The sequence below is a fragment of the Halonotius sp. F2-221B genome, assembly GCF_046719765.1.
Lineage (GTDB): Archaea > Halobacteriota > Halobacteria > Halobacteriales > Haloferacaceae > Halonotius.
Map to the genome: position 1 here is coordinate 24,597 of NZ_JABEBY010000019.1, position 23,218 is coordinate 47,814.

19 protein-coding genes and 3 pseudogenes are annotated in these 23,218 nt (G+C 63.5%); 9 read left to right on the top strand and 13 right to left on the bottom strand.

The window, feature by feature from the left end:
* Positions 1-13 precede the first annotated feature (13 nt).
* Positions 14-142 (bottom strand): annotated as a pseudogene (locus HKK80_RS13085) (DUF1684 domain-containing protein); the annotation flags it as partial.
* 77 nt (positions 143-219) lie between these two features.
* Here HKK80_RS13085 and HKK80_RS13090 point away from each other — a divergent pair.
* The 3 genes and pseudogenes from HKK80_RS13090 (at position 220) to HKK80_RS13100 (ending at position 2,292) form a co-directional block, all read left to right on the top strand.
* Positions 220-984 carry an SDR family NAD(P)-dependent oxidoreductase gene (locus tag HKK80_RS13090; protein ID WP_411800039.1) on the top strand — a complete coding sequence of 255 codons (765 nt, stop codon included), beginning with the start codon at positions 220-222 and terminating at the stop codon, positions 982-984.
* Between the two features lie 57 nt (positions 985-1,041).
* Positions 1,042-1,350, top strand: a pseudogene (locus HKK80_RS13095) (A/G-specific adenine glycosylase); the annotation flags it as partial.
* A 36-nt stretch (positions 1,351-1,386) separates the two neighbouring features.
* Positions 1,387-2,292, top strand: a complete 906-nt coding sequence (locus HKK80_RS13100) for a phosphatase PAP2 family protein (RefSeq protein WP_411800040.1) — start codon at positions 1,387-1,389, stop codon at positions 2,290-2,292.
* Here HKK80_RS13100 and glnA read toward each other — a convergent pair.
* Positions 2,289-3,656, bottom strand: coding sequence for a type I glutamate--ammonia ligase (glnA, locus tag HKK80_RS13105; RefSeq protein WP_411800041.1), 1,368 nt, complete (start codon positions 3,654-3,656; stop codon positions 2,289-2,291). The genes HKK80_RS13100 and glnA overlap by 4 nt on opposite strands.
* A 125-nt stretch (positions 3,657-3,781) precedes the next feature.
* Between glnA and lrp the strand changes: the two genes are divergently transcribed.
* Positions 3,782-4,243, top strand: a complete 462-nt coding sequence (gene lrp, locus HKK80_RS13110; RefSeq protein WP_411800042.1) for an HTH-type transcriptional regulator Lrp — start codon at positions 3,782-3,784, stop codon at positions 4,241-4,243.
* Positions 4,244-4,352: 109 nt separating this feature from the next.
* Positions 4,353-5,006 carry an imidazole glycerol phosphate synthase subunit HisH gene (gene hisH, locus HKK80_RS13115; RefSeq protein WP_411800043.1) on the top strand — a complete coding sequence of 218 codons (654 nt, stop codon included), beginning with the start codon at positions 4,353-4,355 and terminating at the stop codon, positions 5,004-5,006.
* 16 nt (positions 5,007-5,022) lie between these two features.
* Here the strand turns inward: hisH and ileS are convergent, their stop codons facing one another.
* Positions 5,023-8,190 (bottom strand): isoleucine--tRNA ligase, encoded by a 3,168-nt coding sequence (gene ileS / locus HKK80_RS13120; RefSeq protein ID WP_411800044.1) that lies wholly within the window; start codon positions 8,188-8,190, stop codon positions 5,023-5,025.
* A gap of 146 nt (positions 8,191-8,336) precedes the next feature.
* On the opposite strand from ileS, the gene HKK80_RS13125 reads away from it, so the two are divergent.
* Both HKK80_RS13125 and HKK80_RS13130 read left to right on the top strand, forming a co-directional pair.
* Positions 8,337-8,639 (top strand): DUF6516 family protein, encoded by a 303-nt coding sequence (locus HKK80_RS13125; protein WP_411800045.1) that lies wholly within the window; start codon positions 8,337-8,339, stop codon positions 8,637-8,639.
* Between the two features lie 23 nt (positions 8,640-8,662).
* Entirely contained in the window at positions 8,663-9,067 is a 405-nt protein-coding gene (locus tag HKK80_RS13130) for a transcriptional regulator (RefSeq protein ID WP_411800046.1), read from the top strand.
* 135 nt (positions 9,068-9,202) lie between these two features.
* Here the strand turns inward: HKK80_RS13130 and HKK80_RS13135 are convergent, their stop codons facing one another.
* Positions 9,203-9,772, bottom strand: a complete 570-nt coding sequence (locus HKK80_RS13135) for a hypothetical protein (protein WP_411800047.1) — start codon at positions 9,770-9,772, stop codon at positions 9,203-9,205.
* Positions 9,773-9,985: 213 nt separating this feature from the next.
* Positions 9,986-11,647, bottom strand: coding sequence for a thermosome subunit alpha (thsA, locus tag HKK80_RS13140; RefSeq protein ID WP_411800073.1), 1,662 nt, complete (start codon positions 11,645-11,647; stop codon positions 9,986-9,988).
* Between the two features lie 326 nt (positions 11,648-11,973).
* Here thsA and HKK80_RS13145 point away from each other — a divergent pair.
* Positions 11,974-14,118: pseudogene (locus HKK80_RS13145) on the top strand (CDC48 family AAA ATPase); the annotation flags it as partial.
* A gap of 353 nt (positions 14,119-14,471) precedes the next feature.
* On the opposite strand, the gene HKK80_RS13150 reads toward HKK80_RS13145, so the two are convergent.
* From HKK80_RS13150 to rnz, 8 genes are all read right to left on the bottom strand, one after another.
* Positions 14,472-15,005, bottom strand: coding sequence for a KH domain-containing protein (locus tag HKK80_RS13150; protein WP_411800048.1), 534 nt, complete (start codon positions 15,003-15,005; stop codon positions 14,472-14,474).
* 87 nt (positions 15,006-15,092) lie between these two features.
* The gene (rio1, locus tag HKK80_RS13155; RefSeq protein WP_411800049.1) at positions 15,093-15,956 is read right to left on the bottom strand and encodes a serine/threonine-protein kinase Rio1; all 864 of its coding nucleotides are present in this window, start codon (positions 15,954-15,956) and stop codon (positions 15,093-15,095) included.
* 67 nt (positions 15,957-16,023) lie between these two features.
* Positions 16,024-16,308, bottom strand: coding sequence for a translation initiation factor eIF-1A (eif1A, locus tag HKK80_RS13160; protein ID WP_411800050.1), 285 nt, complete (start codon positions 16,306-16,308; stop codon positions 16,024-16,026).
* A gap of 63 nt (positions 16,309-16,371) precedes the next feature.
* Entirely contained in the window at positions 16,372-17,478 is a 1,107-nt protein-coding gene (locus HKK80_RS13165; protein WP_411800051.1) for a hypothetical protein, read from the bottom strand.
* A gap of 62 nt (positions 17,479-17,540) precedes the next feature.
* Positions 17,541-18,527, bottom strand: coding sequence for a tyrosine--tRNA ligase (locus tag HKK80_RS13170; protein ID WP_411800052.1), 987 nt, complete (start codon positions 18,525-18,527; stop codon positions 17,541-17,543).
* Between the two features lie 47 nt (positions 18,528-18,574).
* Positions 18,575-20,548, bottom strand: a complete 1,974-nt coding sequence (locus tag HKK80_RS13175) for a DUF460 domain-containing protein (protein WP_411800053.1) — start codon at positions 20,546-20,548, stop codon at positions 18,575-18,577.
* A 62-nt stretch (positions 20,549-20,610) separates the two neighbouring features.
* Positions 20,611-21,015 (bottom strand): hypothetical protein, encoded by a 405-nt coding sequence (locus HKK80_RS13180; protein WP_411800054.1) that lies wholly within the window; start codon positions 21,013-21,015, stop codon positions 20,611-20,613.
* 96 nt (positions 21,016-21,111) lie between these two features.
* Positions 21,112-22,056, bottom strand: coding sequence for a ribonuclease Z (gene rnz / locus HKK80_RS13185; protein WP_411800055.1), 945 nt, complete (start codon positions 22,054-22,056; stop codon positions 21,112-21,114).
* A 128-nt stretch (positions 22,057-22,184) separates the two neighbouring features.
* Between rnz and HKK80_RS13190 the strand changes: the two genes are divergently transcribed.
* Positions 22,185-23,216 (top strand): AAA family ATPase, encoded by a 1,032-nt coding sequence (locus tag HKK80_RS13190; protein WP_411800056.1) that lies wholly within the window; start codon positions 22,185-22,187, stop codon positions 23,214-23,216.
* Positions 23,217-23,218: the final 2 nt, after the last annotated feature.

Genomic DNA, 23,218 nt, shown 5'->3' on the forward strand with positions numbered 1-23,218 from the left:
ACCGCTTGAACGGTCAGCGAGGGTCAGCAGGCTCGCCAGGGAACGCCTGTTCGCCGGCCTCGATCCGGACATCGAGCCAGTTTGCGGGCGGAATCATCGGACACGCGTAGGCGTGGTTGTAGGCACACGTCGGATTGTATGCTGCGAACCAGATCAAACAATCAGAATACATATTCTAGAGCGGCATCCTCATACGGATTGAGGGCCTCAGTGTAAGTGATGACAGCCGCCCCTGAGTCTGAGTTAGCTGGAGAGGTCGCAATCGTGACTGGCGCATCGTCTGGGATTGGAGAAGCGACTGCTGAGTCGCTGGCTGCCCGTGGAGCCAGCGTTGTGCTCGCCGCACGCCGTGTAGATGAACTCGAAGCGGTGGCCGAACGCATCACCTCGGAGGGAGGCGATGCACTCGTTGTCCCCACAGACGTGACCGAGGACGACGATATCGATGCACTCGTTGCAGAAACAGTCGATGAGTTCGGGGCGATAGATATTCTGGTAAACAATGCCGGAGTGATGCTACTAGAGCGGCTTGATGAAGCTGACCGCAAAAACCTTCGACAGATGATCGAGGTCAACCTCTTGGGATTGATGAACCTCACCCATGCCGCACTGCCAATCATGCAAGAACAAGACACCGCCCATATCGTCAACGTCTCATCAACGGCTGGCCGACGGGCCGGTGCGAAAAGTTCGGGCTACAATGCGACAAAGTTCGGTGTCAACGCCTTCACCGAAGCTGTCCGGCAGGAAGTTACAACTGAGGGCATCCGGACGACAATCATTGAACCGGGGGCGGTCGATACTGAACTGCAAGAGCACATCCCTGACGAAGAGATCAAACAACAGATCGAAGAAGGGATGCTTGCGTCGATGACACCACTCGAAAGCGAAGATATCGCCCGTGCAATCGCCTACGCGGTAACCCAGCCACAGCATGTCAATATCAATGAGATGCTCATTCGGCCAACCGATCAACAACGATAAGTTACTCTTGGTCGATCCGCTCTGTTTCGATCAACAGCATAGCTAACGTGTCTGGAGTGTGACGTTGCCGGCTGTCCGTGGCGTGAATGGTGTCACGCCTACGAAACGGGAGATTTCACCGCACCCGACGTACCGACACAGCCGAGCGTTGAGGGGAGCCGCCGGCAGTTTCGCGGCCGCGTGGTCAACACTTTCGGTGAGTACGACGAGTTGCCGCTGTCAAAACTGGGGCCGCGAATCCGGGTCGACTACGGCGGCGAGACCGGCCGCGAGTGGCTCCGTGAACTGGTGGCAGATCTCGCTGGCGACGGGCTTGTCGACATCGAGGAGACCGACGACGAGCTGCGTGTCAGCCGCCGTGAGTGATTCAGGTTTTATACTCCCACCGGATACCCAGAGACAATGCCCCCGCTACCGTTGGTTGCGGCCACCGAATCGGTGGTGACACTGTTTGCGGTCATCACGCTGCTCGGCGACGCGTGGCTTCTTTTCGTCGGGCTCTCGGTGGGCTACTGGATCGGCCCACGAGTTGACGACGACAGCCGAGCGGTCGCGGCGACCGTGATCGCGCTGGCGACGCTCGCGTTGGCGGTCGTGCTTGCGGTCAAAAGCTACACCGCGATCCCGCGACCCGCGGCAACCCCGATCGATCCCGCCGGGCTACCGGGCGGACTCGCCGGCTTCGTCGCCGGCGAACTCGACTCCTCCGGCTTCGCGTTTCCCAGCGGCCACGCCACCGGTGTGACCGCGGTCTACGGCGGGCTGGCGGCGTTGCTGACGATCGGGCGGCGTCAACGCCGGTATGCTGCTGCCGCCACGATGATCGGTCTTGTGAGCGGATCGCGCGTGATCCTCGGCGTTCACTACCCCCGCGACATCGTCGCCGGCATCGCACTCGGCGTGGGGCTGATCGTTCTCGCACGATGGGTCGCCGCCGATGAATCGATCCTCCGGGCCGATCGCGTCTGTCTACTCGCCGGCGTCGCGTCTGTCGTCGGCCTCGGTGTCGCCGCCGTCGGCGGTCACACCGAGGAGGTTCGCCACGCGGTGATCGGCCTCGGCACCGCGGTCGGCGCGGGCGCGACATGGTACCGGGGCGGTGAGCGACTGACGGCCGCGCCGGCGGTCTCGATCCCGGTCGCCGCTGGCGGGCTCGTCGTCGCCGGCGGGCTGTGGATCGGTGCCTACGAGGGCGTCTTCGGGCTGGTCGGTGCCGCCGTCGGTAGTGCGGTCGGCGTAATCATCATTCTGGGGCTGCCGCTGGTCGAGCAGTGGCGCAAAAAAGAGGGTAACGCTGCCGTCGCTTAGAACTTCTCGAGGTAGCGGTCGATCTCCCACTCGGAGACGTTGACGAGGTACTCTTTGAACTCCTCGTTTTTCGCTTCGACGAACTTCTCGGCCACGTGATCGCCGAGCCCGCCAAGAATCACATCGTCGGCTTCGAGGGCGTCGACAGCGTCGCCGAGGTTCTTCGGCAGCGTCTCGATGCCGTACTCCTCGATCTTCTCCTCGTCGAAGTCGTAGATGTTCTCGCGGATCGGATCCGGCGCGTCGAGATCGCGCTCGATGCCGTCGATCCCGGCGTTGATCAGCGACGCGAAGCCGAGATACGGGTTACAGGATGGATCGGGGAACCGCGCCTCGATACGGGTGGCGACCGGCTCGCGGGCCGCCGGCTTCCGGATGAGCGCCGAGCGGTTGCGATCCGACCACGCGACGTAAACCGGAGCCTCGTAGCCGGGGACGAGGCGTTTGTAGGAGTTCACGGTCGGGTTGGTGACGGCGGTGATCGCCGGCGCGTGGTCGAGGATGCCAGCGAGGTAGGAGAGCGCGGTCTCGCTGAGATCGAAGTCACCCTCGCCGTGGAAGGCGTTTTCGCCGTCTTTGAACAGCGACATGTGGGTGTGCATCCCCGAGCCGTTGATCTTCGGCACCGGTTTCGGCATGAACGTTGCGTGCAGGTCGTGTTGGGCGGCGACCGCACGGACGACAAACCGGAAGGTGGCGACGTTGTCGGCGGTCGACAGCGCGTCGTCGTACTCGAAGTTGATCTCGTATTGGCCCTGGGCGACCTCGTGGTGGCTGGCCTCGATATCGAAGCCCATCTCTTCGAGCGTGAAGATGATCTCCCGGCGCACGTCGCTTTGGAGATCCTTCGGCGCGAGATCGAAGTAGCCGCCGTGGTCGGCGAACTCAGTGGTCGCATAGCCGTCCTCGTTGGTCTTGAAGAGGAAGAACTCCGGTTCAGGGGCCATGTTGACCTCGAAGCCGTGTTCCTCGGCCTTGTCGATGGCCTCCTGGAGCACATAGCGTGGGTCACCCTCGAAGGGTTCGCCGGTCGAGGTGTTGATCACATCGCAGATGAGTCGGGCCGCCCCGCTTTCCTCGTTGTTGCGCCACGGGAGAATGGCAAACGTCTCGGGGTCGGGTTTGAGCCGCATGTCGGACTCCTGGATCCGGACAAAGCCGTTGATCGAGGAGCCATCGAAGTAGATACCCTCCGTGAAGGCCTTCTCGGCCTGATCGGCCGGCACTGACACATTTTTGACCGTCCCAAGGATATCAGTAAACTGGAGCCGAAGGAAGTCGATTCCTTCATCGTCAATTTCATCGAGTACTTCTTGTTCTTCGTCAGTCAATCCACCGTCTGTGGCAACGTTCTTTTCAGTCATATTCCGGACGAGTATACCATTTGGTGCCAGTATAAAGGTCTTACCGCTTATGGCAATTACACCGCTCAAACTCAGAAAGTGGATATTCGTAAAATTATAAACCCCCCAGTCCGTCGGTAGGTTGTATGACGTACGAAAACCTGGATGCGAAATTGATCAATGCACTACTCGGCAATGGGCGAGCAAGTCTTCGCAGTCTCGGCAAGCAGCTCGATGTCTCGGTGACAACGGTCTCGAATCACCTCCAAGATCTGGAGGCCGAGGGGGTCATCAACGGCTACACACCGATCATCGACTACGACAATCTCGGCTACGATGTAACCGCGGTTGTCAACCTCAAAGTTGAGGGGAGTGCGATCCCGACGGTTGCCGACCGGCTGCGGGAGCAAAAACAGATGGTCAGCGTCTATGAGGTCACCGGCGACTACGACATCGTCGCCATCGGCAAGTTCACAGACACCGATGGGATGAACGACCAGATCAAGGAGCTCCTGACCGACGTGGACATCCGCGAGTCGAACACGAGTGTCGTGCTGAACGCGGCCTCCGAAAACGAACAGTTCGAACTCGACGTCGACGAGGAGTAACGACCCCACAACGGGTTGGGTGATCGCCTATCGATCCCACAGTAGCCATCGCTAGGGCGACAATTGGGGCAACGGAAAGGGCCTTGACGGTCGCCCACAGAGGGTCGGTATGAACGCGACACCACAGACGACAGCCGCCGAGGTCGTTGTCGTCGACTACGGGCTCGGCAACCTCCGCAGCGTCACCCGTGGGCTCGAACGCGCGAACGCGGGCGTGACGATCACCGACGACCCCGATAGCTTCGCCGACGCCGACGGCATCGTCCTCCCCGGTGTTGGTGCGTTCCGCGAAGGGATGGACAACGCCGGCCCCTATCGGGACGCCCTCGCCGAGGCGGCCGACCGCGGGCAACCGATCTTCGGCATCTGTCTCGGGATGCAGATGCTGCTCGGCTCCAGTGAGGAAGCCGAACACGCCGGTGAGGGCGAGGTTGAGGGTCTGAACTTCATCCCCGGCACCAACGTCCGGTTCGATGTCGACAAGAAAGTCCCGCATATGGGCTGGAACGAACTGAACGTCCAGCGTGAGCATCCCCTCGTCGAAGGGGTCGATGGCCAATACGCCTACTTTGTCCACTCCTACTACGCCGCCCCCGACGACGAGCACGCGGTCGTCGCCAGCACCGACTACGGCGTCGACTTTCCATCGGTGATCGCCAACGAGGAGGGGACGATCTTCGGCACCCAGTTCCACCCCGAGAAAAGCGGCGAGACCGGCCTGCGAATCCTCCGGAACTTCGTCGACCTCTGCGCGGAACAGTAATCAGTGGGTGCCGAACTCAGGCCGTTCCTTCGGCGAGAACGGAGACACCGATTTCGACCTCGGTGTCTTCGATTTCCCACGTTTCCAAGCGGTCAGCCTCGTCGCTCGGCGCGTCGGTGAGTTCGGCCGCGCGGACTTCCTCGCTGATGAGATCGCGGTGCTCGTCGACGAAGCCAGCAACGCGGTCGTCGGCGACGGCGAGGCCGACGCTGATCTCGCTTTCGACATCGAGATCGAGTTCCTTGCGCATCTCCTGAATCCGGCGGATCACGTCGCGGGCGTAGCCCTCGGATTCGAGGTCATCGGTTAGCGTCGTATCGACGTACACCGTGCCGCCCTCGAAGTCGGTGCCAGTGACGTGTTCCGGTGGCTCCTTGCGGTAGTCGACCATCTCGTCGTCGAGGTCGATCTCCTCGCCATTGACTTCGATACCAGCCTCAACCTCCTCGCGGGTCGCGCCCTCAACCGCCTCCATCACGTCCTGGGCGTCGCCCCCGAAGGCGGGACCGATTTCGCCCATCTGTGGCTCGGCGTACTCGATCAGTTCATCGAACTCGCTGACGACCTCGATATCACGGGTGTTGACACGCTCGCCGAGGAGGTCGGCGAGGTTCTCAACCGCGCTGGCGACTTCTTCGTCGTCGGTTTCGACGACGACCCGTGAGACGGGCCACCGGAGCTTGCGGCCGCCGCGCTGGCGGGCATTGGCCGCGGCCTCCTCCACGTCGCGGAGGACAGCCATGTCGGCTTCGAGGTCGGCGTCCCGGAGGTCGTCGTCGACCACGGGCCAGTCGAGTGCGTGGACGGTCGTTGCGCTGCCGTCGATCGTCTGGTACATCTCCTCGGCCATGTACGGCGTGACGGGCGCGAGCAGGCGGATGACCGCGTTGGTGACAGTCGACAGCGTGGCGTACGCGCCGAGTTTCGTGGGCGAGTCGCCCTCCTCCCACATCCGCTCGCGGGTCGCCTTGATGTAGAACCGCGACACGTCTTCGGTGACGAAATCCAGCACGGTGTTGAGCGCGTCGTCGATGCGGTAGTCGGCCCACGCCTCGCTGGCCTCCTCGATGACGGATTGTAGCCGCGAGAGTACCCACTCGTCGACCGTGGTTAGTTCGCCTTCGCTGAGGTCGGGATCGGCGGGATCGTAGCCGTCGAGATCCATGTACGTGAGCGGGAAGCGGAAGACGTTCCAGCAGATGTTGAGCGTGCCGACCATGCTGCCGAGGCCGTCCCAATCGAAGGAGAGATCGACACCCTGCTGGTCGTGGCTCAGCAGATAGGCTCGCAGCGGATCACGGCCGGCCCGTTCGATAGCCTCCTCCGGCGTGACGATGTTGCCGACGGATTTCGACATCTTGCGGCCGTGTTTGTCGTTGGCAAAGCCGTGCATCAGGACTTCCTTGTATGGGCTTTCGCCGAAGGCGGTTGTCCCCATGCCGAGTTGCGACCAGAACCAGCCGCGGGTCTGGTCGTGGGCCTCGATGATGAGGTCGGCGGGCCACAGCTCGTCGAATTCCTCCGTCTCAGTTGGATAGCCCAGCGTGCCCCAGGTTGCCACCGAGGAGTCCAGCCACACGTCGAAGACGTCCTCGATCCGGCGATAGGTCGTTCCGTCTTCCGTGATTGTGATGTCGTCGACGGTCGGGCGATGGAGGTCGATCTCGTCGGGGTCGATCTCCTGATCGGCGCGGTCGGCGAGTTCCTCGCGCGTACCGATGACGATCATCTCCTCGTCGAGGGTGGCGTCGCCATCGCCGCCGTTGCTGGCGGCGTCTTCGGGCACCCAGATCGGGATCGGAATGCCCCAGTACCGCTGTCGGGAGACGTTCCAGTCGGGGGCGTTCTCGATGAAATCACGGAAGCGGTTATCGCGGGCCCACTGCGGGTGCCACTCAGCCTCCTCAATATTGTCCAGCAGTTCATCCTTGATGTCGGTGATCGAGATGAACCACTGGTCGGTGGCGAGCTGAATGATGTCGGTGTCGCATCGCCAACAGTGGCCATAGGAGTGGGTGTAGGTTTCCTCGGCCAGCAGCGCGCCGTTGGCGTCGAGATCGGCGGTGATCTCGTCGTTGGCGTCGCGGACGAACTGGCCCGCGTATTTGCCGCCCTCGTCGGTGTAGGTACCATCGCCAGCGACCGGACAGAAGATATCGAGGCCGAGTTCTTGGCCGCGGTGGAAGTCTTCCTCACCGTGGCCGGGCGCGGAGTGGACGAGCCCGGTGCGATCGGCCTCGACGAAGTCGGCGGTGTAGACCTCGCCCGCGCCCTCGAAACTCGGGTAGTCGGGTACTTCCTCAGCCAGCGGGTGGTCGTATTCCCAGCCGACGAGTTCGGCACCGTCAAGTTCGGCTTCGATCTCGTAGTCGTCGTATCGGCCCTTCCCGAGTACGTCATCAACACACTCGGCGGCGATGTAGAGCACGTCCTCCTCGCCGCCCTTGCTCGCGCGAACTTTCTGATACGTCAGCTCCTCGCCGACGCCGACGAACGTGTTAGCTGGGATCGTCCACGGCGTCGTCGTCCAGATGACGAGACTCCCCTCGCGGTCGGCCAGCGGGAATTTGACGTAGATCGAGGGGTCTTCGACCTGATCGTATTCGACCTCGTTGTTGGCGATCCCGGTCTCACAGCGCGGACACTGCGAGATCGAGCGTTTGCCCTGCTCGACGAGGCCGCGGTCGGCGACCTGTTTGAAGCCGTACCATGCGGCCTCCATGTACTCCGGCGAGATGGTCTTGTAGGGGTTGTCCCAGTTGAACCACGCGCCGATGGACTGGAAGTCGTCGTCCATCGCCTCGCGGTTGGTCTCGGCGAACTCCTTGCACTCCTCGATGAACGCTTCCATGCCGTACTCTTCGATGTCCTGCTTGCTCTCGAAGCCGAGTTCCTCCTCGACTTTGACCTCGATCGGGAGGCCGTGCATGTCGTAGCCCGGCCGGTCGGTGACTTGGTAGCCGGTCATCCGCTTTTGGCGGATCACGGCATCCTTGAGCGTCTTGTTCCAGGCGGTGCCGAGGTGCATCTGCCCGGAGGTATAGGGCGGGCCATCGACGAAGAAGAAGGTGGGGTCGTCGGCGTGGGCCGCCTTGGTCGCCTCGTAGGCGTCGTGGTCGTCCCAGTAGTCGTCGATAGCCGCCTCCACGTCGGCGGGCGAATACTGGTCGCTAACGTCGTCCATACCCAGAGGCAGTGGGTCGGCGTATATCAAAACGGTGATCCGAGGGCGTCGTTCTCGCCGGGTGGCTGGGCGAATCGCGGCACCACGGTTCTATGTTGTTTCCCCCATAGGCTTATGCATATGTGGGTAATAACATAGAGCAACGGATGGCGTCCTACGTCACCATCGAAGACTGGCAGGCTGTCGAGGCCGGCTACGTTGTGTCGGTGACCATCCGACAGACGGACGATCAAACATACCCGAGTGGGTGGGAGTACAGCCTCCATCTCGGGACGGTCGGCGGCGAGACAGTCCTTCGATACGACAACGCCCACGAACGGACGAAGGGCCACGAACGCCACGCCGACGAGGTCGAACGCATCGACTTCCCGTGGATGTTGACGCTCTATGACCGCTTTACGCGAGAGGTCGAATCCCTATCGCCCGTCTCGTGGGACTGGCCGATGTAGGACGCTGTCGGGAGGAGCACACCATGCCAACACTCAAAGTTACCGTCGGCGAACGCGACCGACTCGACCAGCGCACGCGCGAGCGAATCAAAGCCGCCCAGGAGGGTGCAGAGCTTGCGGATGCACAGCCGGTATTGAATTTCGGGTCGTACGCCGAACTGAGTCAGCTCCTGCGCCCGACGAATCTGGAGCTACTGGAAGTCATCGCCGAACACGACCCCGAGAGTATCCGGGAGACCGCCACGCTCGTCGATCGAGACTATAAGCAGGTGCATCAGAACCTCTCCGAGCTCAGCGAGATCGGCGTGATCGACTTTGAGAGCGGGAGTCCGGGCCAAGCGAAACAACCTGTTTTGGCGTACGACGGCCTCGAAATCGACCTTCCGTTCGCCGCCTCGGAAAACGAGAGCAGCGCGGCTACACCCTAAGAGTTAGCAAGATACGTCGCGGAGTCGTGCTGATTCCTGTTTGATTTCCTGCCGCCGCTCGGACGCTTCGATCTTCGTTAAGATCCTCATCAATACCACCGTCCCCTTCTGCGTCGTTCGGTTCTCGTCACGGGGCTAGCGGAGTCGTCGCAAACGACGTTGCACCAACGAGACTGTCGTCTGCAGGATATTCCGTTCGGGATCTTCCGCATCCGGCTGTTGGTAGTTCTCAGCCGAATCGCCTTTGCCGTAGTTCGTCTCACGGCGACGGAGGAACATGACTGGCGTGCTGTCGGGGTCGTTATTCAGGCCCCGCTGATTTGGATACGTATGCTGTAATTTCTCCCAGTTGTCGCCGTCAATACTCCCGCAGGCGATGATCGCAACATGGGTGTATGCTTTTTGATACTCTCGGACGCGCCCAGCCAGTTGATCGATCTGCTCGGCCGTGAGATCGCGTCTGATCGTGATTCCAACCGTATCGCTAACGACGACATCGCATTCCAGTTCCCCATGGGCTCTTTCAACAACGAAGTTGCCACCAGTGTCGAGGATTTTCCCGCCGCCGGCATTCAGTCGTGCATCGAGATACGCATGGAGGTCATCTTGAAACGCAGCTTCCTGTTCGTAGGCTCGGGTCGGTGTCCAGTCGCCAAGCGCGGCTGCGACCTCTTGGGCTAACTCTTCTTTCCCGACGATTCCCATTGGCATATGTAAACTACTGGGAGGAACAGCTTAGTTTCATGGTCACGCCAGCGAGTTGCGACCACCGTATCCTCGTCGACAGTGGCTTTACGCACACCTGATGGTCGGATAGAGCGAAATAAAAACGAGAATGACCGCGGTCGCAACGCAGTCGGTTCGAAGCCGGTACAGCGGTTAGGTTGGCGTGGGTGAGTAAGCGGACTGTGGCCGAACTTACATCGCGCCGCCCATGCCACCCATGCCGCCCATGCCGCCCATGCCGCCGCCCATACCGCCGCCGGCGGGCATGTCTGGTCCGTCATCGTCGTCGTCGCCAACCTGGCCACCAGCGAGGTCGCCTGCGGCGATGACATCGTCGATGCGGAGGATCATCACAGCGGCTTCGGTTGCGGATTCGATCGCCTGCGTTTTGACGCGAAGCGGCTCGACGACGCCCTCGTTCTCCATGTCGATCACGTTGCCCGAGTAGGCGTCCAGCCCGGCGGTGAAGTCGCCGCCGTCGTGCTGGGAGCGCAGCGAGACAAGGGAATCAATGGAGTCCAGCCCGGCGTTCTCGGCGAGCGTGCGCGGGATGACTTCCAGTGCGTCGGCGAATGCCTCAACAGCCAGCTGTTCGCGGCCCCCGACGGAGTCGGCGAAGTCGCGGAGCTGGAGTGCGAGTTCGGTTTCGGGCGCGCCGCCACCGGGGAGCACCTTGCCGTCTTCGAGCGTGGCGCGAACGACACCGAGGGAGTCCTCGATTGCGCGTTCGACCTCGTCGACGACGTGGTCGGTGCTACCGCGAACGACGAGGGTGACGCTTTTGGCGTCCTCGACGTCCTCGACGAAGAGTCGCTCGTCGCCGCCGATGTCCTTCTGGGCGACACTGCCGGCGAAGCCGAGGTCGTCCTCGGTCAGGTCGTCAAGGTTGGAGACGACGCGGCCGCCGGTTGCGCGAGCGAGTGCCTTCAGATCGGAGTTCTTCGCGCGGCGGGCGGCGATGATGCCCTCCTGGGCGAGGTAATGCTGGGCCATGTCGTCGATGCCATCGCCGACAAAGACCACGTCGACACCGGCGTCGGCGAGCTGGTCGACCATTTCCTTGAGCTGGGCTTCCTCTTGGTCGAGGAACTCCTGCAGCTGGGATGGGTCGGAGACGTTGACCTCGGCGTCGATCTCGGTCTCTTTGACCTCGAAGGCACCGTCGAACAGCGCGATCGAAGCGTCCTCGGCGAAGTAGGGCATGTTCTCGTCGACGCGCTCCTTGTCGACGATGACGCCCTCGACGAGTTCGGAGTTGTCGATCGAACCGCCGACGACGGTTTCGACATCAACGTTATCGAGGTCGATCCCCTCGTCGTCCTCGACGGCCAGCACGGCGTCGACGACGAGTTCCGCGAGGTGATCTTTCGCGCCTTCCGCGCCCTTGCCGGTCATCGCCGTGGTGGCGATCTCGACGAGGGTGTCGCGGTCGTCCGCGGAGACCTCGATGGCCTCGCTTTCGAGGATGTCCTTGGCCTTCTCGGCGGCCTCTCGGTACCCCTGTGCGATGGTCGTCGCGTGAATCTCGGAGTCGATCAGCTCCTCGGCCTGATCGAGGAGTTCACCCGCGACGACGACGGCGGAGGTGGTGCCGTCGCCGACCTCGTTCTCCTGTGTCTCGCTGACCTCGACGATCATGTTCGCGGCGGGGTGGTCGATGTCCATCTCTTTGAGGATGGTGACGCCGTCGTTGGTGACGACGACCGAGCCGCCGGAATCGACGAGCATCTTGTCCATCCCCTTCGGCCCGAGTGTGGTGCGTACGGACTCGGCAACGGCCTTGCCCGCGGTGATGTTCATCGACTGGGCGTCCTTCCCCGAGGTTCGCTGGCTGTCCTCCGAGAGGACGATCATCGGCTGATTACCCATTCGCTGTTGTTGAGACATAGTCACCTCCGGATTGTTTGTGATTCTATATAAACCCTTCGTATGCAAATACTGAGCGGCGCGCTGTGTGACAAATTAGGGCATGTGAGAGACTACCAACCAGGTGGTTTAAGTACTGGTCAGATCACCGTCGACACCGGAAGACGGCCAGCGGGATCGCAATCAGCAAGCATAGAGCCAGCCGGCGGGATCGCAAGCACCCACCTATTTGACGCGGGTGGGCGTACACACCGCATACACGGAGCCGTCGTGTCGCCGCGGGACGGCAGCGACGCGACGGGAGGAAGCAATCGATGAAACTACGCGTCAAACCACTCAACAGGGAGACCCCGGGCAACGGGGTCGCAACGATCGACCGCGAATCGATGGCGACACTCGGGGTCAACAACGGCGAGTTTGTCACGATCAGCCACGGGAATCGGACAGCCGTCCTCCGGGCACGACTCAGCCAAAACCGAGACCGACAGCGCGGGATCATCGGGATCGACGGCCAAACCCGCAAAACCCTCGGCACCCGCATCGACCAACTCGTCGAGGTCTCCTCGGCGGATGTCGAACCAGCAGCCCGGCTGGCGGTCGTCATCCCGGAAGGCCTCCGAATCCAGGGCGATATCGCCGCCTACATCCACGACAAGCTCGCCAACCGCGCGGTCAGCCCCGGCAAAACGGTGTCGGTGACGATGGGCTTTCGCTCCCTGAACGGGGGGTCGAACCGCCGAATACCAGTAAAGATCATCGGCAGCGAGCCCGGCGGCACCGTCGTCGTCACCGACTCGACGACCATCGATATCGTCGAGGAGCCGACGGAAGACGACGAGGAGACGGAGTCAGCCGACGCCGACCCGCCGGGGATCACCTACGAGGATGTTGGCGGCCTCGATGACGAACTCGATGCGGTACGGGAGATGATCGAGCTGCCGATGCGGCACCCCGAGCTGTTTCAGGCACTCGGGATCGAACCGCCACAGGGCGTGTTGTTGCATGGCCCACCCGGAACCGGCAAGACCCTCATTGCGAAGGCCGTCGCCAACGAGATCGACGCGGATTTCCAGACCATCTCGGGGCCGGAAATCATGTCGAAATACTACGGCGAAAGCGAGGAGCGACTGCGGGAGGTCTTCGAGACCGCCGAAAGCGAGGAGCCCGCGATCGTCTTCATCGACGAGATCGATTCGATCGCGCCGAAACGCGGCGACACCGAGGGCAGCGTCGAACACCGCGTCGTCGCCCAACTCCTCTCGCTGATGGACGGGCTGGGCGATCACGGCCGGATTACGGTGATCGGCACCACCAACCGCATCGACGCCGTCGACCCCGCACTCCGGCGCGGCGGCCGCTTCGACCGTGAGATCGAAGTCGGCGCGCCCGACGCCAACGGCCGCGGCGAGATCCTCCGGATCCACACCCGCGAGATGCCGCTGGCCGACGATGTGGATCTCGGCAGCTACGCGAGCAACACCCATGGCTTCGTCGGCGCGGATCTCGAAAGCGTGGTACGGGAGGCGGGGATGAACGCCTTGCGGCGTGTTCGGCCAACACTGGATCTTGAGGCGGAGACGATCGATGCCGAAACGCTGGACGGCCTTGCGGTGACCGCGGACGATTTTCGGCGCGCGCTCAGAGAGGTCGAACCCAGCGCGCTCAGAGAGGTCTTCGTCGAAGCGCCGAATGTGACCTGGGACGATGTCGGCGGACTCCCGGAGACGAAAGCACGGCTCCAGGAGGCGATCCAGTGGCCACTGGCCTACCCCGAGGCCTACCGGCAGGTCGATCTCCACGCCCCCAAGGGCATCCTGCTGCACGGACCACCCGGAACCGGGAAGACGCTGCTGGCGAAGGCCGTTGCCAACGAGGCCGACTCCAACTTCATCTCCGTGAACGGGCCGGAGCTGTTCGACAAATACATCGGCGAAAGCGAAAAGGGCGTCCGAGAGATCTTCAGCAAGGCCCGCGAGAACGCCCCGACGGTCGTCTTCTTCGATGAGATCGACGCCATCGCCACCCAGCGCGGCAGCGGAGGTGACTCCCAGGTCAGCGAGCGCGTCGTCAGCCAACTGCTGACCGAACTCGACGGGCTGGAAGCCCTCGAAGACGTGGTGGTGATCGCCGCGACAAACCGGCCGGAGCTGCTCGACGACGCGCTCACCCGCGCGGGCCGAATCGAAGAACAGATCGCGGTCGACGAGCCGGATGAGGCAGCCAGACGCGAGATCCTGGCGATCCACACCCGCGACCGCCCGGTCGCCGGCGATGTCGACCTCGACGCGCTGGCGGCGGCGACCGACGGATTTGTCGGCGCGGAGCTTGCCGCGCTCTGCCGGAAGGCCGCGACCGAGGCCGTGCGGGCCCACGTCCGTGCCCGCGACGATGGTCAGCAGGCGGCTGTCGAGGAGATGCGGCTCACACGCCCAGGATTTGAAGCCGCCCTCAACGAGATCAGCGACGACGACCGAACGATCGACTGGCCCGCCCGTGACGACGCGAGCGGTGACGGGGAACGACCCACCGACGACACGGCAGCAGAGACCGGCGACGACGAGGAGATGACGGCGATGAACAGCACAGCCGGTAGCGAGTCCCCCGCCGAATCTGCCCCACCAGAGACCGGCACTACCCCCGGTGAAGACACCGTCGAGGCTGCCCAACAAACCGAACCAGCGGACGCCGCCGAGCCGGCGGAGGAAACAGAGACACCGTCAGCGTCGCCCTACGATACTGACACGCGCGATACCGAGCACGAAGAGGATATCGAGGGCGACGAGGCAGACTCCCAGGAATCGAGCTGATCCGATCAGGCCAGATCGGGGCCGCGCGTCAGTTCTCGGTGTTTCTCTTCGAGGAAGGCATAAACTGCACCGTGGGGCGCGCCGTCAAGGATCATCCCGACAGCCCGCCGAACGGCGTCGACCTCCTCGGCGTCACCGATGGCCCCGACCGTTGAGCCGTAGATCACGACACTGGCGCCCGAGAGCTCCTCCATGAGCTCGCGAGTGCGGCCGTCCTCGCCGATGATTCGGCCTTTCTGCCGCCGGAGGTCGTTGTCGTTGCGAGTCTGCTCGGAGAGGTCGATCAGCTCAAACCGACGCATGTCGTCGTCAAGCAGCGTCAGCGCGGTTTCGGGTTTGAACCCGCGGCCGATCGCCTTGACGATATCGGGGGCGACAAGCGCGCTCACGGGATCGCCAACCGACTCGATGGCGACAGAGCCCGATTCGGAGTCGATATCCAGCCGTACCTCCGCCCGGGATTCGATCTCCCGCATCGTCTCGCCACCCTCGCCGATGAGGACGCCGATCCGATCCTGCGGGACTTTGACGTGTTGCATACGGGTGCTACCCCGCGGATCTGTTTAAGCGTGTTCCTCGCGGTTCAGGCGGCACGGCGGCGACGCAGCAACCGAGATGGCGGCGGCTCAACGGACGATCCGGTCGTCGTCGCCGGCAATGAACGCGAAGAGTTCGTCGGCATCGGTCTCGATCCCTTGCCGGCTGAAGAAGGCGGCGACGTTCTCGCAATCACGATAGAGGAGGTCGCTGGCGTTGGGATGGTGAACGGTGACGGCCTGCCCGAGGTCAATAATGACCAGTTCGCCGTCGTGGATAATCATATTATACTCCGAGAGATCGCCGTGGATCAGCCCGGCCGTGTGGAGCCGGCGCATGTACTCGCGGACAACCTCGTAGGCCGTCTCGGGGTTTTCGATATTCACTTCGGCGAGTCGGCGGGCGCGGTCCTCGACGAGGCCGACGAGCTCCATGACGAGGACGTTGCGCTCGACGGCGATGGGACGCGGAACGCGGACGCCGGCCTCCCGGGCGCGGCTGAGATTGGCAAACTCCTTGCGCACCCACGCGAGGACGACCTGTTTCTTGTCGCTGCCGAGCCCCTCGAATCGGGGGTCGCCCTCCAGATACGTCCGCATCTGCTGGAACGGCGAGGCGTTGATTCTGAATATTTTGACCGCAACTTCGGTGTCCTCGGCGCCGAGGGCCTCGTAGACGTTGGCCTCTTTGCCGGTCGAGATCGGTCCGCCGAAGGCCTCGATGTGGCCGTCGGCGACGAGTTTGTACAGCGCGCCGAAGGTCGCATCGTCGAAGACCGACTGCTCGACTTTGAACTGCTCGGCGTCGTTGATCTGCTCTTCGAACTGCTCGAACTCCCGGTCGCGCTCGCGGGCGATCCGGTCGGCCTCCGTGTCGGAAACGTCGATCTCCTCCCACTCGTCGCCGATGGCGGCCTCAGGATCGGTGTCGAGCAGTCCGTACTCCTCTGTCATTAGGGGAGGCTACACGCGGCAGCGGGAAAAGCGTCGTCGGTCGTGGCTGTCGACAGCGGTGCCGTCGCTACTGGATGTGGCCTTCGTTGCGGAGCTGATCGGCCTCGTTTTGCTCGTAGCGGTGAACGATATCGGCCTTCTCGTCCTGCCAGTCCCACGGGTCGACGATGACGAGGTCGTCTTCGCGGATCCAGACGCGTTTCTGCATCCGGCCCGGGATGCGGGCGGTGCGCTCGACGCCGTCGGCACACCGGACGGTCACACGGTTCGCTCCGAGCATGTCGGTGACCTCCGCGAAGACCTCCCCCTCGTCAGGCATTCGGAGGTCGCGTCGCCCCTCGTTGTCGCTCATACGCGGGGGTAGGGCATCACGCGTGTAAAAATCGTGGGGTTGTAAGCGAGCCACGGGACAGGGTTACGCACACCCGCCGGCGACCGATTCGACGGTTTCCGGCGCGTCGGCATCAACCACGCCTTTCGTCAGCGTGTAGCACACGTCGCCGGACACCGCCGGAGCGGTGCCGTCCGGTACCGTGAACGACGATTCCGGGCTGCCGTAGTCGCTGTCGTTGTACACCCAGACCGTCGTCGCGTCGTCAACCCGGTCGTTGTACCGATCCCGCACGTCAACCGGCAAGGGCCACTCGTCGTCGCCGGAGGCGTTCCGCAGATAGGTCGCCGACGGGTCGGTGGTGTTCGTGCCGATTTCGATCTCGTGGAGCGTCAAATCGTACGTTTCCGAACTGTCGAGCGTGATGGTGGCAACGTCGTCAGCGACGGCGACGGAATCAACCGTCGGTTGGCCGGCGAGAATCGTTTCGCGCCACGTCTCGGCCGACAGCTCGGTCGGCAATCGAAGCCGGATCGGATCGCCGCTGGCTTCGATGTCGACCGTCGTCGAGTCGGTGACGCGCTCGGGAACGACGGCCTCGGTGCCGACGCCCGCGGCCGCCACCTCGCCGTCGACAACGAGTACCGAGAGGTCGGTGTCGTCGACGACCGGCTGGCGGTTGTCGGCCAGCTCGATTCGGCTGTCCGCGTCGTACCGCGCCGCAAGCACACCGTGTTCAAGCCGGTATCGCGGTGCGGTGTCGAGTTCCCGGTAGGCTGGCTCGTAGGTGATCGCCCGCGTCGTGTAGCTCCGGGTCGTCCCGTTCCAGTAGGTGTCAAACGCATCGTCGTCGCCGACGGCTTCGGCGTTGTCGATATGGAGGGTCGCGGGCTCAGTCGTGCGCAGCGTGCCGGCTCGGGGTGGCGGATAGACGAACAACAGCCGATCGTCGTAGGTGGGCCCGAGATCAAGCGTCGTCGGCTGCGGGCGGCCGGTCACGCTGGTCTCGAAGACGGCCGTCTCAAGGCCGACCAACTGATCGGCCACCCGCTGGCTGTGATCGAGTTCCGCCCGACTAATGTCCGCAGGTACGAGGCTGGCTTGGGCGGTCGTCATCCCGATGAGGAGAAACCCAAACAGCAGGATCGCACCGATCTGCAGCGACTGGCCGCGGCTATCGGCGGAACACATTGTGCGGCGTGGCCGCGGTATCGGATAAAAAAGCTCGGCTGGGAGGGGGTCGCGGCGGGAGATTAGGCGTTCAGTTGCTGGCGACCGGGTTCGATCAGCGCGTTGAGTTCGGCGGCCAGCGCGGATTTCGCGTCCATCGGGTGCAACTCGCCGGATTCGAGGTCGGCTTCCAGCGTCTCGTAGTCGTCGTATTCGAGGTCGCCGCCGTACTGTTCGGGGCGTTCGACGACGACGCTATCGACACGCGGGAAGACGTGATACTGGAACAGCTGGAGGACGGGGTTTTCTCGCTCGTTGCCGTCGCCATCGGGGTCGGGATCGGCCGTCGGCGGGCAGTAGGCGTCGTTGATCTTTGCTTCGATGTCGTCCTCGCTGTCCTCCATCGAGATCGTCACACCCGAACTGGAGGCCATCTTGCCGACGCCGGTGGAGAGGTCGGCGATGATCGGCGTATGCAGGGCGGGCCGCACGTCGTACTCAAGCTCCGGCAGCGTTTCGCGGGCCAGCATGTGGACTTTCCGCTGGTCGAGGCCGCCGACCGCGAGATCGACATCGAGATATTCGATATCGAGCGCCTGCATGAGCGGGTAGACCATCTGGGAGACCTTGGCGTGGTCGCCGCGGGCGATCTCGGCCATCGCGCGTTTAGCCCGCGAGAGCGTCGTTTCGAGTTCAGCGGCGTGGAGATCGAGGGTGTACTCCTCGTCGAGTTGAAATTCGGAGCCGAGGACGAACTCGGTTTTACTCTCGTCGAGCCCGTAGGCGATGAACTGCTCTTGCATCCGGTCGGCGGTCTCCCGGATTTCCGCAAAGGTACCCTTGTCGTTGAGATAGGCATGCACGTCGGCCAGGAGGACGGTGACATCGAAGCCCGCCTCCTGCAGATCGATCAGTTTTGTCGCCGTCAACATGTGGCCGATATGGAGGACGCCGGAGGGTTCGTAGCCAACATACGCCCGCTTGCCGTCGGGATCGTCGGCCAACTCCTCTAGTTCCTCCTCGGTGACCACCTCGGCGGCGTTCCGGGTGATCAGCTCGTAGGCATCCATGCAGTGTCGTCGGGTCAGCGGTGTAAAATGACTTCTGAATGTGGTCGCTACGAACCGCCGCTTTTCGTATCCGCCCGGTGTTCGCTGATGAGTTCGTCGACCATGCTTGCCTTCTGTTCGCGTTCGCGCGCTTCGGCACGCTCCTCCCAGTCGTCGATGACGGCCTCGATCTCCGCGTCGTCAACGACAGCGAGTTCGTCGATCTCCTGAATCGAAACGTCCTCGGCGGGGCCGACTGGAATACCCGCGTCGAACAGCACCTCATCGGCCGCATCCGACAGCCCGCCGCCGCGGAGGACGACCCGTGGCTCGATGGCGGCGACGCGCTCGGCCGTACTCCGGCCGGCTCCCGACGCATCCCGGAAATAGATGATGTCGCCGCGAGTGAGGCCGACCTCGTCTTCGGCGTCGTCGAGCGCGCGGTTGGTGAACTGCTCGACGATCTTCACCGAGACGAGATTGCGGTCGCCGGTGACAGCGGCATCCGAGTGATCCAGCTTCCAGAGCTCCTTGAGGCGGTCGAGTTTGGCTTCGAGTTCGTCGGCGCGCTCGCGGGCCTCATCGCGTTCGCGTTCCAGTCGGTCGGTTTCACGTTTGAGCCGCGAGACAGCGCGTCGCTCGCGGGCCTCCCGGCGTTCCTCGCGTTTGGCCTCGGAGAGTTTCTCCTCGTACTCGTCGATCGTTTCCTCGCGGTCGGCGAGTTCAGCCTCTAGCTTCTCGTTGTGGGACTGCAGCCGATCGACCTGCGCTTCGAGATCCTTGATGCGCTGTTCCTCGCTGGTGAGTTCACGCGGTTCGTGGGTCGATTCCTCCTCGTCGCCGTCCTCGTCGTCCGCCAGCTCGGATAGGGCGGCTTCGACGGAGGACTCGTTGGCGACGACGTGGGCGATGACCTCCTCGCGGTCGAACTGCGGCGGCGTCTTCTCGGTAATGCGATCAAACTGATCCTCGCGGTCGTCGTAGGCGTACAGCGCGGCCGCTAAGGCGTCGCGCTCGTGGTCGTTGTCGTACTCGTGGTCGCGGGTGCGGTGGAGCTTTTCGTCGACCGGCAGATCGCTTTCGGGCGTCCACGCCGTCGCCTCGAAGCTCCGCCGGAATTCGTCCACCGTCTGCGGAATCGGCGTCACATCGGCGGCGACGATCAGCGGCCGACCCTGCTCGATCAGCCACTCGGTCACCTCGGCGGTGTCGGCCGTCCGACTGGAAAACGTCGCCAACACGCGGCCGTCCAGCGAGACGACCGCCGCCGCCGTCGTCGTGCCGGGGTCGATGCCGACGATCACGCGATCACGGCGTTTGACGAGCGGCTGGTAGCTGATCCCGTCGCGCTGTTCGCGTTCGATCTCGATCCGGGTGTCGCCGGCCCGATGGGTAGAGACTGGGAGCTCGTCCGGCGTCGCCTCGACGGTGAAGATCGCGTTCGAGTAGCCGCCGTACTTCTCGGTCACGTCCTGCTCGTAGTCGAGATTCGCGCTGTCGAGTTTGGATTCGACCTCGCGGGCGACTTTTTTCACGTTGCCGTGGATCCGCCGCGTGTAGCGATCCTGGCTCCAGCCGCCGCTGCCGGTCGAGCGGCCGCGGGCGACCTTGACGGTCGTGGTATCCGTGAACGCCGAGACCTCACAGCCGACGTTGGCGATCGCCAGCCGCGCGGCGGCCTCGGCTTCGGCCATCGGTTTTTTGTCGTAGGGAACGCCGTGACGGGAGGCGACCCGCGAGAGCGGTTCGGGGCGTTCGTCGCCGGTCACCTGGACAAGTTTCGTCGTCGACGGCAACGACCGCAGAAAGCCGACGAGTTCGTTTTTGTCGGCGGCGAGTTCGTAGGCGTTGTCGGTGGCGACGAGTGCGGGTTCCTCGTCGTCGATGAGTCGGCAGAGCTTCCGGAAGGAGACGACATCGCGCTCGATCTCGCCGTCGTCGAGGACAACCAACGCGTAGGCCGGCGCGTCGCCCCGAATGTCGCCGCTTTGGATGTCGACGCCGAACACCGGCGCGTCGATGGCGTTTGTCCGGACGGTCACGGAGGGAAGTAGGGCATCGACCGCTAAATAGGCCACGCCGAGCGGGGGTGTCGACGGCGGGATTACTGTTGGTCGGCCGACACCGACGGCGAGGGCTGTCGCTGGCGGGTCGTTGTGACAATCCGGGCGAGTTCGGGAACGATATCCGGGTCAGACGTGGCGACACGCGCATGGATCGACAGCGACGGCGGCAGTGTCGTCGACTCGGCTGCGGCGACGATGACAGCCAGTGTGGGGTGGTGGGTGCGGAGGGCCGCCCGAAAATCAGCCAGCGAGAGGCCGTCGGTGCCGGCGTCGATGAGCACACAGTCAGCGGGAGCCGCAACACGGGCCGGCTGGCTGTCGTCCGGCACGACGGTCGCTGTCAGGGTGAGATCCGGACAGTGATCGACGGCGTCGGCGACGGCCTCGCGGTACGAAGGGGTATCCGAGACCAACAGCAGGCTGATCGCTGGGTTGATGCCCATATCTGAGCGTAGGCGGCGATCGACAAAACCGCTGCTAGGAGCACTACTGTGAGAACACCTCTCGTGGGCAGGTGTGTGTCGATCCGGTGGGGTCGATCACCGCTCGTCGGCGTCAGCGTCAGGAAACGGCACCGCGACCTGCTGGCCGTCGCTGGCGATGAAGACCTCGCCGTCGAAGGCATCGGCGGCCCCCGACTTGATCGGCGACGGATCGGCCCCATACCGCGAGGAGATATGCGTCAGCGCAAGCCGTTTTGCGCCCGCTGCTGCGGCGAGTTCGCCGGCCTCCCGGCCGGTTGCGTGTTTGGTTTCGCGGGCGCGGGTGGCGTGACCATCGGCAAAGGTGGCATCATGGATCAGTAGATCAGCGTCGGCCGCGGCGGCTTCGACGGCCGCCGTCGGGCGGGTGTCGCCGGTGTAGACAACCCGCCGGCCCGGACGTGGGTCGCCGACAACTTCCTCGGGGTCGATCAGCCGGCCGTCATCGAGTTCGACCGACTCGCCGTTGTGGAGTTTGCCGTACTTCGGGCCCGGCGGAATCCCCAACTCGTCTTCGGCCTTCTGGCGGTCGAAGCGGCCGGGGCGGTCGGCCTCGATGAGCGCGTAGCCAACGGAGGTGACGCGGTGGTCAGTTTCGACGGCGCGAACAGTGTACTCGTCGGTCTCGTGGGCCGCCTCGCCGGGGGAAACCTCATCGATGCTGATCGAAAACGACGGCGAGTGGCCGCCGATCCGAAGCAGCTTATCGATCTCGTCGGCGGTGCCGCGCGGACAGTGGATCGTCAGCGGCTCGGTGCGGTCATTGAAATCCCAGCTCTGGACGAGACCAGGGATGCCAAGAATATGGTCGCCATGCAGGTGCGTGACAAAGATATCCGAGACGGTAAAGCCGGTGCCGTGGCGCATCATCTGCCGTTGGGTGCCCTCCCCGCAGTCGAACAGCAGGCGGTCGCCCTCGCGGTTGACCATGATCGCACTGGGAGCGCGTTGGGTCGTCGGCACGGCCCCACTGGTTCCGAGAAACGTCACGCGTAACGACATGGGCGGGGCTCAACCACCGAGCGATAAACCCCCTTCGGAACGACAGTCGGACGGGCTCGCGGTGAGAGTACCGTGAGCAAGCGCGGGCGATCGACCGATTCTTACGCCACCGGCCCCCAGCGTCGCCAATGGACGCACCGCTGTGGATCGACACCTACGCCCCCGAGCTGGCCGACCTCCCACAGCCGGAGGTGCGCGATCGACTCCAACGAACCGTCGGCGAACCGATGAACCTCCTGCTGCAGGGGCCGCCAGGCGTCGGCAAAACCGCCGCCGCCCGCGCGCTGGCCCGGGCAGTCCACGAGGATCCCGACGCCGATCTGATTGAGCTCAACGTCGCCGACTTCTTCGGTCGCAGCAAAAAAGAGATCACAAACGACCCGCGGTTTGCGGGTTTTCTCGCCGGGAAGAGTCGGATGGCGAAAGCCGACATGATCAACCACGTGCTCACCGAGTCGGCGAGTCACGCCCCGGTCTCCGGGCAGTTCAAGACGATTCTCCTGGATAACGCCGAGGCGATCCGGGAGGATTTCCAGCAGGCCCTTCGCAGGGTGATGGAACAACACCACCGCACCACACAGTTCGTGTTTACGACACGGCAGCCGACGAAGCTGATCGCGCCGATTCACTCGCGGTGTTTCCCGGTCCCGATGCGCGCCCCGACGACCGACGAGATCATCGATCGCCTCGAAACGATCTGTGACGCCGAGGGCGTCGAGTACGACACCGACGGACTCGAATTCGTCGCCAGCGCGGCCGACGGTAACCTCCGTGAGGCGATTCTGACCGCACAGACAACCGCCGAACAGGAGGGTGAACTCACGATGCAGGCAGCCTATGAAACACTCGGCGATATCGGCGACGACGAGCAGATCGCCGCCGCCCTGACCGCCGCGCACAACGGTGAGCTCAGCGAGGCTCGTGGGACGCTGGATGACCTGCTGTCGGATGGCGGCTACGACGGCAAGACGCTACTGAGCGAGCTGCTGCGGGTCGCTCGCTCACAGTCGGCCCTCGACAGCGACGAGATCGCCCGGCTCCACACACTCGCCGGTGCGGCCGACCACGAGTTGAGCGAGGGCCTCGACGACAAGCTTCACCTCATGCACCTGCTGGCTGCGTGGGCCGACGGCCGAGCTGAACTTCGGGAGATGGCCTAACC